The 17,780-nt window shown below is 40.7% G+C and carries 15 protein-coding genes, 3 tRNA genes and 1 pseudogene; 6 read left to right on the top strand and 13 right to left on the bottom strand.

The window, feature by feature from the left end; translation table 11 throughout:
• Positions 1 to 245: 245 nt before the first annotated feature.
• The gene (locus AOR04_RS14385; protein WP_232525481.1) at positions 246 to 1,922 is read right to left on the bottom strand and encodes a methyl-accepting chemotaxis protein; all 1,677 of its coding nucleotides are present in this window, start codon (positions 1,920 to 1,922) and stop codon (positions 246 to 248) included.
• Between the two features lie 57 nt (positions 1,923 to 1,979).
• Complete coding sequence (locus AOR04_RS14390; protein WP_096793724.1) at positions 1,980 to 2,444, bottom strand: hypothetical protein; 465 nt, start codon at positions 2,442 to 2,444, stop codon at positions 1,980 to 1,982.
• A gap of 176 nt (positions 2,445 to 2,620) precedes the next feature.
• Between AOR04_RS14390 and AOR04_RS14395 the strand changes: the two genes are divergently transcribed.
• The gene (locus AOR04_RS14395) at positions 2,621 to 3,880 is read left to right on the top strand and encodes an IS4 family transposase (protein ID WP_157770551.1); all 1,260 of its coding nucleotides are present in this window, start codon (positions 2,621 to 2,623) and stop codon (positions 3,878 to 3,880) included.
• Positions 3,881 to 4,784: 904 nt separating this feature from the next.
• Here AOR04_RS14395 and AOR04_RS14405 read toward each other — a convergent pair.
• On the bottom strand, positions 4,785 to 5,405 hold the full coding sequence (locus AOR04_RS14405) for a MarC family protein (RefSeq protein WP_007378742.1): 621 nt from the start codon (positions 5,403 to 5,405) through the stop codon (positions 4,785 to 4,787).
• Positions 5,406 to 5,499: 94 nt separating this feature from the next.
• Here AOR04_RS14405 and AOR04_RS14410 point away from each other — a divergent pair, with 94 nt between their 5' ends.
• The 3 genes from AOR04_RS14410 to AOR04_RS14420 all read left to right on the top strand — a co-directional run bounded on the left by AOR04_RS14410 (position 5,500) and on the right by AOR04_RS14420 (position 6,907).
• Positions 5,500 to 5,937 carry a transcriptional repressor gene (locus tag AOR04_RS14410; RefSeq protein ID WP_033015589.1) on the top strand — a complete coding sequence of 146 codons (438 nt, stop codon included), beginning with the start codon at positions 5,500 to 5,502 and terminating at the stop codon, positions 5,935 to 5,937.
• Between the two features lie 77 nt (positions 5,938 to 6,014).
• The gene (locus tag AOR04_RS14415; RefSeq protein WP_096793727.1) at positions 6,015 to 6,482 is read left to right on the top strand and encodes a chemotaxis protein CheX; all 468 of its coding nucleotides are present in this window, start codon (positions 6,015 to 6,017) and stop codon (positions 6,480 to 6,482) included.
• Positions 6,479 to 6,907, top strand: a complete 429-nt coding sequence (locus tag AOR04_RS14420; protein WP_008135799.1) for a secondary thiamine-phosphate synthase enzyme YjbQ — start codon at positions 6,479 to 6,481, stop codon at positions 6,905 to 6,907. The genes AOR04_RS14415 and AOR04_RS14420 overlap by 4 nt, the downstream gene beginning before the upstream one ends.
• 231 nt (positions 6,908 to 7,138) lie before the next feature.
• Here AOR04_RS14420 and AOR04_RS14425 read toward each other — a convergent pair.
• The 4 genes from AOR04_RS14425 to orn all read right to left on the bottom strand — a co-directional run bounded on the left by AOR04_RS14425 (position 7,139) and on the right by orn (position 8,464).
• A tRNA-Gly gene (locus AOR04_RS14425) sits at positions 7,139 to 7,214 on the bottom strand.
• Between the two features lie 119 nt (positions 7,215 to 7,333).
• Positions 7,334 to 7,409 (bottom strand) — tRNA-Gly (locus AOR04_RS14430).
• Positions 7,410 to 7,505: 96 nt separating this feature from the next.
• Positions 7,506 to 7,581 (bottom strand) — tRNA-Gly (locus AOR04_RS14435).
• 337 nt (positions 7,582 to 7,918) lie between these two features.
• Positions 7,919 to 8,464 (bottom strand): oligoribonuclease, encoded by a 546-nt coding sequence (orn, locus tag AOR04_RS14440; RefSeq protein ID WP_008135796.1) that lies wholly within the window; start codon positions 8,462 to 8,464, stop codon positions 7,919 to 7,921.
• A 120-nt stretch (positions 8,465 to 8,584) separates the two neighbouring features.
• Here orn and rsgA point away from each other — a divergent pair, with 120 nt between their 5' ends.
• Both rsgA and asd read left to right on the top strand, forming a co-directional pair.
• The gene (rsgA, locus tag AOR04_RS14445) at positions 8,585 to 9,643 is read left to right on the top strand and encodes a small ribosomal subunit biogenesis GTPase RsgA (protein ID WP_096793728.1); all 1,059 of its coding nucleotides are present in this window, start codon (positions 8,585 to 8,587) and stop codon (positions 9,641 to 9,643) included.
• Positions 9,644 to 9,658: 15 nt separating this feature from the next.
• On the top strand, positions 9,659 to 10,525 hold the full coding sequence (gene asd, locus AOR04_RS14450; RefSeq protein ID WP_198403001.1) for an archaetidylserine decarboxylase: 867 nt from the start codon (positions 9,659 to 9,661) through the stop codon (positions 10,523 to 10,525).
• Positions 10,526 to 11,390: 865 nt separating this feature from the next.
• Here asd and AOR04_RS14455 read toward each other — a convergent pair.
• The 6 genes and pseudogenes from AOR04_RS14455 to thiC form a co-directional block, all read right to left on the bottom strand.
• Positions 11,391 to 12,140, bottom strand: coding sequence for a HesA/MoeB/ThiF family protein (locus tag AOR04_RS14455; RefSeq protein ID WP_096793729.1), 750 nt, complete (start codon positions 12,138 to 12,140; stop codon positions 11,391 to 11,393).
• 35 nt (positions 12,141 to 12,175) lie between these two features.
• Entirely contained in the window at positions 12,176 to 13,711 is a 1,536-nt protein-coding gene (gene thiE, locus AOR04_RS14460) for a thiamine phosphate synthase (protein ID WP_096793730.1), read from the bottom strand.
• Positions 13,712 to 13,721: 10 nt separating this feature from the next.
• Entirely contained in the window at positions 13,722 to 14,513 is a 792-nt protein-coding gene (locus AOR04_RS14465) for a thiazole synthase (RefSeq protein WP_096793731.1), read from the bottom strand.
• 5 nt (positions 14,514 to 14,518) lie between these two features.
• The gene (gene thiS, locus AOR04_RS14470) at positions 14,519 to 14,713 is read right to left on the bottom strand and encodes a sulfur carrier protein ThiS (RefSeq protein ID WP_096793732.1); all 195 of its coding nucleotides are present in this window, start codon (positions 14,711 to 14,713) and stop codon (positions 14,519 to 14,521) included.
• Positions 14,714 to 14,720: 7 nt separating this feature from the next.
• Positions 14,721 to 15,722, bottom strand: coding sequence for an FAD-dependent oxidoreductase (locus AOR04_RS14475; RefSeq protein ID WP_096793733.1), 1,002 nt, complete (start codon positions 15,720 to 15,722; stop codon positions 14,721 to 14,723).
• A gap of 106 nt (positions 15,723 to 15,828) precedes the next feature.
• A pseudogene (gene thiC, locus AOR04_RS14480) lies at positions 15,829 to 17,780 on the bottom strand (phosphomethylpyrimidine synthase ThiC).

Here is a 17,780-nt window from a genome sequence, read left to right on the forward strand (position 1 = left end):
AATGAGCTACACCATTTAAAAGACAATCGGTGTAGCCGAGCTTAAAATAAACCATATGGCTCTACTAATAAATTTACGCAAATATCATTAATTTGTGTACACGACAGTCATTAAACTAATACCACTGCCCCAAGACAATTACATAACCCATAAAATCATTAATTATCAAAGAAATATACATCTTTAAATTAGTAATGATGTTACCGAATTGCCACACTTCCATTGCTTCTATATAAAAACATAATTTAAACTTTAAATTTATTCAAATTAACTCTTAAATTAGCAATATATCGGGCGATACTTTCATTTGCTTCTGACGTATTTTTTGCTCCTGTAGATGTTTCTATTGCAATATCAGTAATATTAATTAAATTTTGATTTATTTCGCTTACAACAGCAGACTGCTCTTCCGCTGCGGTAGCAATCTGTAAGTTTAGGTCCGTAATCTCATTAACAGCAATGGCTGAGTTGGCAAATATTTCTGACGTTTCAGTACTTTTTTTAAGGCATTCGTCAGCACTACTAATCCCTTTATTCATACTAACAACCGCATTTTTCGCCTCACTTTGTAAGCGAGTAACCAGCCCTTGTATATCAACAGTTGAGACCTGTGTTCGTTGAGCAAGTGCCCTGACTTCGTCCGCTACAACAGCAAAACCTCTACCAGTATCACCAGCACGAGCGGCTTCTATTGCAGCATTTAAAGCGAGTAAATTGGTTTGTTCGGCAATACTCTGTATTGTATCTAAAACGCTGCCGATATTATTTGTTTCTGTAACAAGGCACTCAATTACGGTACTTGCTTCATCTATTTCTTTAGCTAAACGCTGAATAACAACTTTTGCCTCAGAAGCTTCTGCCTTGCCCTTTAATACACGCTCTTTGACTGCTTCTGTTACATCAGAAGCATTCTGGGTATTACTCGCAACTTCTAAAGTTGTACAGTTCATTTCTTCTACTGCTGTTGAAACCATTTCGGTTTCAGCTCTTTGCTTTTCAACATTAACTACCGTTTCCTGCATAACAGTTACGGCAAACTTTGATGAGTCGTCTAATTGCGATAAATGTATATTAGCTTCATTTATTGTTTCTCTTAGCATTGATAAAAATTTGTTGAACGCTCTTGCTGTATCGCCAGTTTCATCGCCGGCGCTTTCATCAAGCTTTAACGTTAAATCGCCATCGCCATCAGCTATTTCAACTAATCTATTTTTTAGCATATTCACAGGCAAAGCGATTGCTCTGCTAATCATATATGACAAAACAACACCCACAATAACGGAGAAGATAAATATATAAAGAATAAGGTTAATACCTTGCTTTTCATCATTTTCAGCTTGCAAAGCTGAGTTTAAAGTAAACTGCTGGATCTGAGAGAGTAAAGCTACAAGTTTTTCCTCAAATTTATCTTCTGCGACTTCTATTAACTTTATTTTATCATCCAAGCTGCCAACGGATTGCGTTTTAGTGGCCTCAATAATGTCATTAATATTCAGAGAAATACTTTGGTATTCTTTATTTAAAAGCCTCAGGTCACTCGCTAGCGAAGTAAAACTCGCTTTTGCCTCTTCACTGTGTAAATAATCAATAGAATCGGTGACAAATTTTTCTGACTTATTAAATTCACTTTGAATTTTTTGCGTTAATGACGTGAGTTTATTCTCGATTTCTTCATTGGCTTTACCTGGTTCTAAACTTGCGTGTAATAAAGCTCGCTGAAAAAATATCGTTTGTTCTAATTTGTGCTCAGACATTGTAGTAAGCATGTTGCTGAGCGGAATATCTCGCTCAGCTATATCAACCAGCTTTATACCAATTTTGTTCATTTGTGTTAAAGATATAATCCCAATTACCACCATTAAAAATATTTGTGATATTCCTAGGCAGTATATTTTACTTGTAATAGATAACTTATTTAACATTTTAGACCCCTTCATATTTTAGGCTTAAACCTAACTTTACTGTTACAAAGTAAAAACTTAAAAAGGTCGAGTAATAGCTAAACCGACAACTACTGCTTCTTCATCATCAATAAAATCAATAGCTATCGTTGGTGCTATACCAAAATCACCGACATGAAAATCATAGGCTGAGCTAATACGATATAAATCCTCATTATGAGGATGAGCTCCGCCTATACGCTCTTCACCATAACCCACCCCTAAACGTATATTTTTAGTTGGATGATAATAGAGCGAAGCCAAAGCGACAGCAGTACCATCGCCATGATGTGCATCATTTGTTCGCTCATACACCACTCCGGCGCCCCATTTTTGAGTGATTTTATATTCATACTCAACACCAAACGTAAACTCACTTTCACTGTCAAAATGTGTAGTACCAATAAAAACGCCTGGTATATGTTTCACCTCGTCACCCGCCTGAACAGCAGGAGTCAAAAATATAAAGAAACACGCTGTAAATTTTAAAACTTTATTTTTCATAATCTTCTCTTGTAAATAAGGAAACAAACAAACAAACAAACAAACAAACAAACACTCCAGCATCACATCAACGTTAGTATTCCTTCATAGGTTGGATCTTAAGAAAACTTGAAGTTGAACTCTGTTAATGATCAAATAGTTACGCCAATAAAAACATGACTAAAAACAGAGTTCACATGCAGATTAACCAAGTTTCAAACCAATTAAAAGCCCTTATCTCAGAAAAACACCTCATTGAGCTTGCAAAAACCTCTGGATTTCAAGTTCGACACCGTTGCCTGTCGATCGTTTCTCTGCTCAAAGCCGTATTTAAAAGCTTATCTTGCCTGCAAGACGCTAACTTGTCAGATATCCATCAAAACTTGCGAACGCAGGCTGATTGCACGATAAGTTATAAACCCTTTCATAATCAAATTCGAAAACCAGCCTTGACTGAGCTTGTCCGTGAGCTCGTTATTCAAGCGATGTCTAAATTGACTGTAAACACGCTGGATAAAACCTTTTTTACCCAGCGAGGAATACAGCGAGTGTTATTGCAAGATGGTTCTTCATTTGCTCTACATGATGAATTAGCGCAGGTTTTTGCTGGTCGTTTTACTGCTGTAAGTCCTGCCGCAATTGAGTTGCACGTTACCTATGACCTATTTAATGAACAACCCTGCGAAATAGATATTCGTCCTGATGTTGAAACTGAGCGCGCCTTTTTACCAGGTAGCCACACACTTGAAGATACGTTATTACTTGCTGATGCTGGGTATTTTGACTTAGATTACTTTGAGCAAGTAGCTCAAGATGGCGGATATTTTTTGATCAGAGCAAATAAAAACATTAACCCAATCGTTACATCAGCTTATTGCGCGGGTATAGAACTTAAAGAAAAGAACATTAAAATCAAAGCGTTACTCGATAAATTCGCAAGCCAACCACTTGAATTAACAGTACGTTGGAAGAAAAATGGGCCCGAGTACAGGCTTATCTATTTACCGAATGAAAAGCGCCCCGTTTTCCTTGTTACTAATTTAAAAGAGGCACAGTTTAGCTTTGACGAACTACTCGATATATATGCAACTCGTTGGCAAATTGAGTTGTTTTTCAAAGAACTAAAGTCATGGAATAATCTTAAAGGGTTCATCACACGAGATCCTCATATTGCCGAATCATTGGTTTGGCTGAGCATACTGCAAACACTTATCAAGCGTTTTATCTGCCATAGTGCAGCGGGTATGTTTAAGTGTGCGATCTCGACATTTAGAGCGAGTAAGTGCAGTTATATTTGGTTGGATGATATTCTGGATTGCATAGAACAAACACGGTGCAGCCATAAGATACATCGTGTATTTGAGCTACTAGCGGTAAATTGTAAGCGGCAAAGCATTGAGAAAAACAATGATATTTGCCGTTTTAAGATAGGAAGTCACACGGTCTGTGTTCCTTAAGAACTAAGCTATGAGTATTCCTTACAACAAAGCCAAAAATGTAATAACTAATAAACAATTAAGAAAAACATTTATTCTATATGCAGGGTGGTATTGTTAATAAATATAGGCAGGATTATTTACTTAGTAAAATTTTTTATAAAATCAGTTAAAAAATAAAAACAATACTATTTCACTTACAACAATCGGCTTAGATTTGAGGTCTATTAACAATAATTAAATTGCACTGTAGCTAGGCCATGTTGATCTTTGTGAATAGAAATTTGTTCAATCCAAGGAAGATTAAATCGCGGTGCGAGGTTTGTAATCAAGTGGTTTCGATAACTGCTCCCGCGTAACTCTAATGGCTTGCATCCCTTTAAGTGCATGTAAAAACCGAGTAAAGCTTTCATGCCTAGCTCGCGCCTACTTAACTTCATCAATGTAAGTAACAGAAGGTTAATCGCCCCTAAAAAGCCCTCATTATGGCGGCGGATATTTGTACTGCCTTACCGCCTATTTATGGGAAATAACCACACGACACAGGCTCTGTTTTGCCTGAAAAATAAACATACAGCTAAAACTTTTATGCAGATTGGTACTATAAAAAATACCTACTTTAATTTACACAACGCTACGAGTGAGCAATTTAAGACTGTAACGATATAGTAAGGGGTTGCGTTTAGTATTATATCGTTCTAATAAAACACGGCCAAACAGCACTCAAAAACAACAATACATCTTAAAATTAAAAAATTACATTTAAAATGCGCATAATCGCAGCAAGAGTAATTTGCATATAAGCAGCAGGCCTACCACCCGCAAACCCAATATTTCCCAATCATAAATATCGTTACGTGTGATTAATTATTTCAAATTCAAGTTAGTAAATATAATGTCATGGTCTCTTAAAGTCGCAACGATTTTAAGTAAACACTTGCAAACCAAAGTAATGAGCAATACCGCTTAAAATATTTGTTACCGCAACTGAACTCAAAATAAGCCCCATTATTCTACTTATTATACTTGCACCACTGTCACCAATTAATTTATGCACATGCGTAGCTAAGAGCAATAAAATTAGGACAATAGCCAACACCGCTAACATCGTTGATGATGTTATTAGCTGCTCAACCCATGTATGCTCTTCGTTACGAGTCATCAACACGGCCCCCAACATAGCACCAGGGCTTGCTATAGAAGGAATAGCCAGTGGGAAAATGGCAGTCTCAGTGCTATCTCGAACACTTTTTATTTCTGTTTCTGGTTTGCTTTCACCAAATATCATTGAAAGTGCAAAAATAAGTAATACTATGCCGCCAGCAATTTGAAATGCTGAAAGCGGAATTTCTATGGCATTAAGTAGTTGCTCACCCGCTACAACAAAAAATAAAAGCACGATGGCAGATACACCTACGGCTTTAAATATTACTTTGCGCTTAAATTTTTCATCTTCACCGCGAGTAACTGCTATAAATACAGGCACAGTGCCAATGGGGTCTATCACCGCAAAAAAGAAGATAAATATGGCTAATAATTCATGCATTACTGGGTTTCCTAGATAAAAAGCGTCTAATAAAAACGCTGCAACTACAACACAGTATGTTAGTATATCACGGTAGCGTAAGGATAAGAGAATGATGAATATAGAATCACTCGTAGGTAAAGCAAAACAAGTATGTGATAACCGTGGCGCACGTTTCACACCCATTCGTGAGAAAGTATTTCGCTTACTCGCTAGTGCCCAAGGTGGCGTGGGGGCCTATGACTTACTTGAACAATTAAAAGTAACTGAGTCAGGTGCTAAACCCGCCACTATATATCGCGCCTTAGATTTTTTGGCCGAACTAGGCTTTATTCATAAAATTGAAAGCACAAATGCATTTATGCTGTGTCATCATTTTGATCATATTCATCCCGTACAGTTATTAATTTGCGATACTTGTGGTTTTGTAAAAGAGTTACACTCTACCGTTATTTCGCATGAGCTTAATAACTTAGCGGCTGAGGGTGGATTTGTTGTTTCAGGACAAACTATCGAAGCACATGGAAAATGTGATTCTTGTAGGACATCCTAGCCCTCAAAGTTACCCATATTGGCTATACTTAATATAATTATAGTCATTTTCATAGTATCAATTTAAGAGTAAGCAATATGAATGTAGAGTTCATCAATCCTTTTTTATCTTCTTTGATAAATGTATTAAGTACCATGGCTCAAACTCAATTAAAGCCAGGTAAGCCACGTATCAAAACAGATGAAATAGCCTGTGGTGATGTGTCTGGCCTTATTGGCATGGTAGGCCCACAAACTAAAGGTTCATTTTCAATTACCTTTGATGAAGAGCTTGCATTAACTATTATGGAACGCATGCTAGGCGAACGCCCTGATTCAATTGATGAAGAAGTAACCGATATGGTTGGCGAAATTACTAATATGGTTACCGGTGGCGCTAAAAATTTATTAGGTGAAAAAGGCTTTGATTTTGATATGGCAACACCTATTGTCGTATCCGGTCAAGGGCATACAATTACCCATAAAAGCCAAGGTAAAAAAATCATCATGCCATTCACTAGCGATGCTGGTAATGCAAATATTGAAGTTAGTTTCGATAAGCTATGAGTTGGCAACAAAAGGTCATAGTATTAAAACCTCGCTCGCGGGGTTTTCATTTAATTGACGACGAAATATTGTCTCAACTCCCTGAACTTACTACTTACACAGTAGGCTTGTTACACCTATTCATCCAACATACCTCCGCTAGCCTTACTATAAACGAAAATGCCGATCCTACGGTGCGTATGGATATGGAAAGCCATTTCAATAAATTCGTTCCTGAATGCCAGCCTTATTACCGCCATGATTATGAAGGCGATGACGACATGCCCGCACATATTAAAACCAGCACATTGGGCTGTGAGTTAACTATTCCTATTTCTAATGGGTATTTAGCACTAGGTACATGGCAAGGTATTTACTTAGGTGAACATCGCAACTCTGGTGGCGCTAGGCGTATTATAGCAACGATTCAGGGGGAGCGGCTTTAATAAAAGCTCTCGGTTTCAAATTATTGACTCCTCCTACCTCACTCATACCTCATAACTTCAAAGTACAATACCTTTATTGTAGGCGCAGAGCTCGCGCGAGAAGCGATAGCTTTTAACAACCAAAACTTCAATGCTGAATATTACACAAAGAATAAAGTAGATAAGAGAGATTTTAAATTATAATTTTATTTATTATTTTTAATATAGGAAATTTTGAGGATATAAAAAGATTGGAGCGGTACACGAGGCTCGAACTCGTGACCTCGACCTTGGCAAGGTCGCGCTCTACCAACTGAGCTAGTACCGCATTTTTATTTCTTTAGTTATTTACGTTGGTGCGCGACAGGTCGCGTTCAACATTCTAGCAACTGAGCTAGTACCACATTACATTTTCATTCAACACTACAATTTCTTTTGGTTAGAAATTGGAGCGGTACACGAGGCTCGAACTCGTGACCTCGACCTTGGCAAGGTCGCGCTCTACCAACTGAGCTAGTACCGCATTTTTCAGTTATTTTATTGGTGCGCAATAAATTGCGTTCAACATCCTAGCAACTGAGCTAGCTTTTATTCACTACAATTTCTTTTGGTTAGAAATTGGAGCGGTACACGAGGCTCGAACTCGTGACCTCGACCTTGGCAAGGTCGCGCTCTACCAACTGAGCTAGTACCGCATTTTCACTTCTTCAGTTATTTTACGTTGGTGCGCGACAGGTCGCGTTCAACATTCTAGCAACTGAGCTAGTACCGCATTTTTACTTCTTCAGTTATTTTACGTTGGTGCGCGACAAGTCGCGTTCAACATTCTAGCAACTGAGCTAGTACCGCATTCTCTATTTCTTCAGTTATTTTACGCTTAAGCGCGACAGGTCGCGTTCAACATTCTAGCAACTGAGCTAGTACCGCATTTATTGATGGTAATTCAATCACTCAAACACACTAACCCCGCGTGGGTTATCGTCTTGAGCGGGGCAGGATTCTACAATAATACGGAGTGTTTGCAAGTGTTTTTTACAAATTAAAGAAATTTTCTCTATAGATTTTTAATTCCATAATCGAATCTTTAATATCGTCCAAAGCAAGGTGTGAGCCTTTTTTGTTCACTTTAGCAAGCACTTCAGGTTTCCAGCGACGTGCTAATTCTTTAATAGTACTTACGTCGAGATTTCGGTAATGGAAGAAGTCTTCAAGCTCGCGCATATATTTATTCATAAAGCGGCGGTCTTGACCAATTGAATTACCACACATTGGCGAAGTGCCTGCTGGTACCCACTGCTTTAAAAACGCTAAAGTTTGCTCTACAGCATAGGCTTCATCAAAGGTACTTGCTTTGCAGCGCGCTGTTAAACCCGATTTACCATGTTGAGTCGTACACCACTCGTCCATACCATTTAGTAATTCATCATTTTGATGAATAGCTATAGTTGGCCCTTCGGCTAATATATTCAGGTCTGCGTCAGTGACAACCGTCGCAATTTCGAGTATTTTATCGGTCTCTGGTTCGAGTCCGGTCATTTCAAGATCGAGCCAAATTAAATTTGATTTATTAATAGTCATAATACCTAAGCGGTGCTTTCCTTTAGATCCAACGCATTTCGATATATCATATTAGCATCAACCGTCGAGCTAAAGCTTTTTTTAGGAAAAGCGACATTTAACTAAGGTTATAGGCCTCCAGTGGCAAAACAGAAAAAATTAAGTAAAGGCCAATCGCGTCAGATCAAGGCCAACCACCAAAAGCGCATCAATAGCGCAGACTCAAGACCAGCTAAAAAAGGCGCGCAAGAGTGGCAAACCGATAATTTAGGTCAGGTCGAGAGCGCAATTGTGATCAGTCGTTTTGGCCAACACGCCGATGTCGAAACACAGAACGGCGATGTACTGCGTTGTAATATACGCCGTACCGTGTCAAATTTAGTGTGTGGTGATGAGGTATTGTTTCGCCGTGCCAAAGTAAGTGAAGGTGATTTAGCCGGAGTAATTGAAGCCACGCAAGAGCGTCGCTCACAACTTACCCGCCCTGACTTTTACGATGGTGTAAAAGTTATTGCAGCTAACATTGATCAAATACTCATGGTATCGGCGGTACTACCTGAGTTTACCCCAAGTATTATCGACCGCTATTTAATAGCCTGTGAAGATATGGGTATTGAGCCAATTTTAGTACTCAATAAAATAGATTTAATTGATGATGCTGGTCTTAGTGAAATACAAAAAGTTCTCGATATCTACCGTAAACTTGATTACCAAGTACTCCTTGTTAGTAATATATCGGGCAATGGTATTGATGAATTAAAAGAAGTACTTGTTGGTAAAAATAACATTTTTGTTGGTCAAAGTGGTGTGGGTAAATCAACCCTCGTTAACACTGTATTACCTAACGCTGAAATATTAACTAAAGAAGTATCTGAAAACAGCGGCCTAGGCCAGCATACAACAACTGTTTCACGCCTTCACCATTTACCAAGTGGCGGTAACCTAATCGATTCACCAGGAATTCGTGAATTTGGTTTATGGCATTTAGATGTTGAGCGTGTAACGTGGTGTTTTAAAGAGTTTAGAGAATTTATAGGCGGATGCCGCTTTAGAGACTGTAAACATTTAAACGATCCTGGCTGTATAGTTAAAGAAGCTGTAGCAGATGGCAAAATTTCTCAATTGCGCTTTGACAGCTACCACCGAATTTTAGAAACAATGGCCGATGGCCGTGCAGGCGCCCGTGCGCCTCGCGTATAATTTAGGATAAATACTGTGAGTTTAGACAAATTTAAAATCGCAATGCAGTACGCAATGCCAAAACATTTTATTTCACGCGTAGTGGGAAAATTAGCCGCAGCTAAAGCAGGTGCTTTAACAACGACTTTAATTAAACTATTTATTAAGCAATATAAAGTAGATATGAGCGAAGCCCAATACCCAGATCCGGCTCATTATAAAAGCTTTAATGAATTTTTTACTCGCCCTCTAAAAGACGGCATGCGCCCAATGGTAGAAGATAACAATATCATCATTCACCCAGTGGATGGCGCAATCAGCCAGCTAGGCGATATTGTTGACGGACAGCTAATACAAGCTAAAGGTCACGATTACAGCTTACAAGCGCTACTAGGCGGCTCACAAGATGATACAACACCATTTTTAGGCGGTAAGTTTGCCACCATTTATTTAGCACCTAAAGATTACCACCGTATTCATATGCCAATTGATGGCACACTAAGCAAAATGATTTACGTGCCAGGTGATTTATTTTCAGTAAACCCACTTACAGCGCAAAACGTGCCTAACTTGTTTGCACGTAATGAACGAGTAGTCGCAATTTTTGAAACTGAGATTGGTCCGCTTGCTATGGTACTTGTTGGCGCAACAATTGTAGCCAGCATAGAAACTATTTGGGCAGGTACTGTCACGCCACCAGCTGGTAGCGATGTATTTAGTTGGAAATACCCAACCACTGGCGATAACGCTATCACGCTTAAAAAGGGTGAAGAAATGGGTCGCTTTAAATTAGGCTCTACTGTGGTACTTGCATGGGGTGCTGATAAAGCTGAAATACTGGATGACCAACTACCAGAAGTGGTTACTCGCTTAGGTACTGCGTTTGCAAAAATTAACGACTAAATCAATCGTTAATTAGAAATCAAAAAAACCGCGTTATTTAAACGCGGTTTTTTATTTTTTAAAGCGTGAGGCTTGCTCACGTGAAAAGCACCGCTTTTGGTTTATATGTAATTGCAGGCTGTAGCGTTTATATCTTTATGGACTTCGTCCATCACGCCAGCAAGCTGTGCGTCTACAAGCTTGGTGCAAAAATTTTGATGTGTTGTAGACGTAGAGCTTGCTCACGTGAAAAGCGCAGCTTTTGGTTTATATGTAATTGCAGGCTGCATCGTTTATATTTTTATGGGCTTCGCCCATCACGCCAGCAAGCTGTGCGTCTACAAGCTTGGTGCAAAAATTTTGATGTGTTGTAGACGTAGAGCTTGCTCACGTTAAAAGCGTCAGCTTTTGGTTTATATGTAATTGCAGGCTTATAGCGTTTATATCTTTATGGGCTTCGCCCATCACGCCAGCAAGCTGTGCGTCTACAAGCTTGGTGCAAAAATTTTGATGTGTTGTAGACGTAGAGCTTGCTCACGTGAAAAACGCAGCTTTTGGCTTATAAGTAATTGCAGGCTGCACCGTTTATATCTTTATGGACTTCGCCCATCACGCCAGCAAGCTGTGCGTCTACAAGCTTGGTGCAGAAGTTTGATATGTTGTAGACGTAGAGCTTGCTCACGTTAAAAGCGTCAGCTTTTGGTTTATATAGCAGGCTGCACCGTTTATATCTTTATGGACTTCGCCCATCACGCCAGCAAGCTGTGCGTCTACAAGTCTGGCGCAGAAGTTTAATGCGTTGTAGACGTAGAGCTTGCTCACGTTAAAAGCGCAGCTTTTAGTTTTTAACGGCACATGTAGTAACAGGCACAAGCCCCTTCAAAACCTATTTTCCACACTCTTTACACTCTGAATCTTTAATCACTTTAAAATGCTGTTGCTTTAAAGTAAGCGCATCGAAGGTTATAAACATACATCCCTCTGCATGCCCCAGCAATAAATTGAGCGTAAGTTGCGCCTGCATAGAGCCTATTACACCAAGTAGCGGGCTAATTACTCCTGCGTTACTGCAATTTATAACCGGTGTAGCTTCGCTTTGTGGAAAAACACAGCCATAACATGGGCTATCACTTTGCCTAAAATCAAAGCCCATTAACTGCCCTTTGGTTGCGAGTGCAGCACCAGAAATTAACGGTGTTTTATTAGCAATACAATAACGATTAACACTATAGCGAGTACTAAAGTTATCAGAGCAATCAAGTACTATGTCAGCACCTTTTAGAATATTAGTGGCATTACTCTCATCTAGCTTTTGACAATGCGTTACTATGTTTATTTGATTATTCAGGCTCGCTAATACTTTACCCGCTGCAGCGACCTTGCTTTGCCCTAAGTGGTTTATTTTATAAAGCACTTGGCGCTGTAAGTTTGAAAGCTCAACCTCATCATCGTCAATTAAAATAAGCGTTCCAATACCCGCAGCGGCCAAATATAAAAGTGCTGGGCTACCTAAACCACCAGCCCCAACTACTGCAACCGTTGAGGATTTAAGTGCTAACTGCCCTTCAAGCCCAACTTCTTCAAGCAATAAATGGCGGCTGTAACGCAGGGTTTCTTTATCGCTTAGCTCACTCACGTTTATCAGCCTTATTAGTATTACCCTTGTTAGTTTTAATTGGCACTGCTTATGGCCACTTGCAGAGCGCTTATAGCCTCTACGTAATTATCAGCCTCGGTAATCGCACGCACTACGGCAACACTGCCTACGCCTGTTTTAGCTACCTGCTCAGCACGGCTTAAATCAATCCCACCTATTGCTACTGTTGGGTAGCTTTGCATAAGCGGCACAAATTTAATCAGCTTTTCAAGGCCTTGTATTTGCCCTGTCATGTCTTTGGTGGTGGTTGGGTAAATAGCACCAAATGCCATATAACTAGGGCGATAATTATGCGCACGCAGCATTTCATAAAAACCATGAGTAGAAAGCCCAAGCCTTAGCCCAGCGTCTTTAATAGCGGCTAAATTAGCAATGTCTAAATCCTCTTGCCCTAAATGCACACCATACGCACCATATTTAATAGCTAGCTGCCAGTAGTCGTTTATAAATACCTGTACGTTGTATTGCTTGCCCAGCTCAACAGCATGCTTAATGAGCCCATCAAGCTCATCTTGCGTTTTATTTTTAACGCGTAACTGCGCTGTTTTAATGCCTTGTTGTAAGCATTTTTCTAACCAATCTGTGCTATCTACAACCGCATATAAGCCCAGCGATTTACTTTCACAAAGCGCAAAATCTGCCGCCATATTAAAATCAAGCGGCACATCAAAATCAAGCTCATCACCCAGCCAGCTGCCTGGCTCAATTACTTGTGGGTAGTCAGCTAAATTAGTGGGGAACGAGGTCTGAGCAACCGGTCCAATCCCCTCGCCGTATCGAACAGACTGTTTTAGCCCTTGGTTTATATATGCTTTAGCTAAAATAAAGGCATCTTTTAATGGGTAGTCTTTAGCTAAACATGCTGCAATTACCGAAGCCATGCTACATCCGGTGCCGTGGTTATGCGGGGTTTGTATTTTTTGATTGCCTAACCAGTATTCTTCACCATTTTGCGTATTACTATCAATACAATAATCAATGCAGTAGCCACTTGGGTAATCCCAATGTCCGCCTTTAATAACAACGGCTTTTGCACCCCAGCTTAATAGCTTATTAGCCGCTTCTTTTATTGCAGCCGGGCCAATTAAATACACACCGGTTAATAACTGTGTTTCGTGGGTGTTTGGGGTTATTACATCCACCAGCGGCAGTAAACATTCTTTTATTGCACTGACGGTGTCTTCTTCTGTTAGTAAGTCACCGCTTGAGGCAATCGCAACAGGGTCATATACAATAACGGGAGGCACAGGCCACTTAGCTTTATAGTGGCTTATATGTTCGCTGATCAGCTGAATTTGCTGCACATTGGCAAGCATGCCAATTTTTATCACTTTGGCTTTCATGTCTTTTTCAAGCGCTAGTAACTGCGATTCAATAATATCGGTAGACACTGCATTAATAGCTTCTACACCTAAACTATTTTGCGCAGTAAGCGCCGTAATTGCCGTGCAACCATGTACACCAAAACTTTGCATTGCTTTTATGTCAGCTTGAATACCTGCACCGCCGCCCGAATCAGAACCGGCAATTGTCCACACTACATTATTCATATTCTTTCCTTCACTGCTGATGCCAAAATGGCATACCCATTGTTGGGGTTGATGGGGCTGCAACGTCTTTTTCAGGCATTGCTTTTGCTTGATATGCAAAGCGCCCTGCTTCAACTGCGCCTTTAAATGCGCGGCTCATAGTAATTGGGCAACCCGCCCCTGCAATGGCTGAATTTAATAATACCGCATCATACCCCATTTCGAGTGCTTGGCAGGCATGCGATGGCAAACCTAAACCTGCATCTACTATTAATGTGGTATCGGGTAAGCGCTCTCGAATAGTTTTTAAATTATAACTATTTAACAAGCCCTTACCCGTGCCTATTGGCGCACCCCACGGCATAAGCACCTCACACCCTAGCTCATTTAAGCGCTGGCAAAGTACTAAGTCATCGGTGCAATAAGGTAATACTTTAAAGCCATCATTAATTAATATTTTTGTAGCTTCAAGTAACGCAAAAGGGTCAGGCTGTAAATTGTAATCATCGCCAATCAGCTCTAGCTTAATCCAGTCGGTGGCAAATACCTCACGGCACATTTTTGCGAGTGTAATCGCCTCTTTTACACTGTGGCACCCTGCGGTATTAGGCAGTATTTTTAAGCCTGTATTTTTTATTAACTGCCAAAAGTCATCACCGGCTGCTACACTTTGTTGGCGCCTAAGCGACACGGTTACAATTTCAGCGCCAGAGGCGACTATCGATTGGGTCATAATGTCGGGTGACGGATAAAGCGCAGAGCCTATCAATAAACGACTCTTTATTTGCTCTCCATAAATAGTTAAACAGTCTTTAGTTTGCATGAGCTTTATCCGCCTTGAATGGGTGACAGTAACTCAACACTGTCGCCTTCATTAAATACATAGTTACTGTGCCGACTTTGTGGAATAAATTCGCCATTAACAGCCACAGCAAAAGGCGCAACTGCACCAAAACTTTGAAGTACCTCGACGAGTGCTTTGCTATTAACATTAAGTAGCTCGCCATTAATTGTAATGTTCATTTTATTCTCACTCTATTCGTGAAACTACTTGCGCCACTAATGCCGGTGCCAGCATATAACCATGACGATATAAGCCGTTAATGCTAATTACATTGCCAACTTGTGATACTTCTGGGCGGTTATCGCTAAATGCAGGGCGTAATCCGGCTTGAATATTAAGTAGTCGTGCTTCGGCAAATCCGCTGTGTACGGTATAAGCCGCTGAAAGTAACTCAAGAGTTGATCGCACTGTTGCGGCGCCGCTATCTTGCGATTCTATTTCGGTCGCACCAATTACATATTCATGATTAGGTTTAGGCGCTATATAAATTGGGTAACGCGGATGCATTAAACGCACAGGTCGCGTTAAATTTACTTCAGGTGCATATAGCCTTGCGACTTCACCGCGCACACCTCTAAGTGGTTTATCGCTTTTAGCACCAAGCCCACGACAATCTATAATGTAGTCAAATGGTCGATTATTTATTTCGCCGTTTTTAATGGTTACGCGCTGGTTAAACACACACTTAACTTTGCGCTTGTTGAGCATGGTAAAACTTGCTTTATAAAAGGCTTGGTTATCTATTTGCCCCTCGCAGGGTAAAAATAGACCTTGGTTAAACCGATTAGCAAGCTCTGGCTCTAACTGCGCTATTTGCTGAGCATTCAATGCCTGAGCGCTGTGCCCTGCTATAGGCTTTATTCTCTGGGTAAAGCTTTGTAGATCGCCTTTATCTTGCTGATGCGCAACGACCAATGTGCCTTGCTGCTGAAAAAAAACTTCACTTTCAAGTTCTGCAATAATGCCCGGCCAGCGTTTCATTGAATCAAGCCCCATTAAAGCTAAATCAGCCTCACACAATACCGACTCAGCAAGCGGGGCAAGCATTGCTGCTGCCACTTTACCGGCGCTATTTGGGGTTTGCTCGTCGTCTGCTTCAAACACCGTTACATGATGCAACTTACTTAGATCCAGGGCAGCTAAGCGCCCTGCTAAACCAAAACCCACCACAGCAATGTTATAAAACATAAAACCTCCAAAAGCAGTTATTAGTAGGTGCGAACTCACTCGCACTTCTTCAATGTTTAAAGAAGCGAGGTATAAAACCTCACCTACATCTGTATCTAACTTCTTGTTATACCGCTTTGTGGTAAATTTCTGAGCCTGTTTGCTTAAACTGGGCAGATTTAGCTTTCATTTCGGCTTCTACATCAATCATTTTTATTTCAATAGCGTCGCCAGCGTCATTTGGATCAATACCGCGTGTTTCTAAATCTTTAGCGTAATCGCGTACTTCTTGGCTAATTTTCATAGAGCAAAATTTAGGGCCACACATAGAGCAAAAGTGAGCCACTTTGCCTGACTCTTGCGGAAGGGTTTCGTCGTGATACTCGCGAGCACGCTCTGGATCTAAACCTATATTAAATTGGTCATGCCATCTAAACTCAAAACGCGCTTTTGATAAGGCGTTATCACGCTCTTGCGCGCCAGGGTGCCCTTTTGCTAAATCGGCGGCATGCGCTGCAATTTTGTAAGTAATTAAACCTTCTTTAACATCTTCTTTATTTGGCAGACCCAAATGCTCTTTAGGTGTTACATAACAAAGCATTGCACAGCCGTACCATGCTATTTGGGCCGCCCCAATACCTGAGGTGATATGATCGTACCCTGGTGCAATATCGGTCGTTAACGGGCCTAAAGTGTAAAATGGCGCTTCGTCGCAATGCTTTAGTTGCTCATCCATATTGGCTTTAATCATGTGCATTGGCACATGCCCTGGGCCTTCAATAAATACTTGTACGTCGTGCTTCCACGCAATTTTAGTCAGTTCACCTAATGTGCGCAGCTCACTAAACTGCGCTTCATCGTTGGCATCAGCAATAGAACCTGGACGAAGGCCATCACCGAGTGAAAAACACACATCGTATTGTTTTAAAATTTCGCAAATGTCTTCAAAGTGCGTGTATAAAAAGTTTTCTTTGTGATGCGCTAAACACCACTTAGCCATAATTGAGCCACCGCGCGACACAATACCGGTTACACGTTTAGCGGTCATTGGTACATAACGCAGTAATACACCCGCATGAATAGTAAAGTAATCAACACCCTGCTCGGCTTGCTCAATTAGCGTATCGCGAAAAATTTCCCACGTTAAATCCTCAGCCACACCGTTTACTTTTTCAAGCGCTTGATAAATCGGTACTGTGCCAATAGGTACAGGCGAATTACGCACAACCCATTCGCGCGTTTCGTGAATGTAACGGCCCGTTGATAAGTCCATCACGGTGTCTGCCCCCAGCGGGTAGACCACACCATTTTTTCTACTTCTTCTTCAATAGATGAGCTGACCGACGAGTTACCAATGTTGGCGTTAACTTTAACTAAAAAGTTACGACCGACAATCATAGGCTCTGTTTCTGGATGGTTTATATTATTTGGTAAAATAGCGCGACCACGGGCTATTTCGTCGCGTACAAACTCTGAGGTAATAAATTCAGGAATACTCGCACCAAACGACTCGCCTTTATGCTGCGCGGCTAGTAATTCTTTACGAATTTCTGCACGTCCCATATTTTCGCGAACGGCTACGTATTCCATTTCAGGAGTAATAATCCCTTGGCGTGCGTAGTGCATTTGCGTTACGTTTTTACCAGCGACACCACGGCGAATTTTTGGCAAGTGATCAAAGCGAATATGATCCAGCCCTTCATCTGCCATGCGCTGCTGCGAAAACTGCGACGTCACTGATTCTAAAATTTCAGTGTCACCACGGTTTTCAATCCATTGTTCACGAAATTTTGGTAAGCCTTTACGCACGTCTAGTTCAAAATTAGGATCGGTATACGGGCCCGACGTATCGTAAACGCGAAGCGGATCGTTTGACTCATAAACAGGGTTTTCATCTGTACCGCCAATAAACGTATCACTTAACGTGATTTCACGCATACCAACGCGCACGCCTGGTTGAGTACCTTCAACGTATACTTTATGAGAATTTGGGAACGGTTGACCCGTTAAGTTATAAATATATTCAGACGCGGCAGCGCGAGTTTCTCGGCGCGACGATTTATTTGTAGTGTTTGACAT

This window comes from Pseudoalteromonas sp. 1_2015MBL_MicDiv, assembly GCF_002407505.1.
GTDB classification, from domain to species: domain Bacteria; phylum Pseudomonadota; class Gammaproteobacteria; order Enterobacterales; family Alteromonadaceae; genus Pseudoalteromonas; species Pseudoalteromonas fuliginea.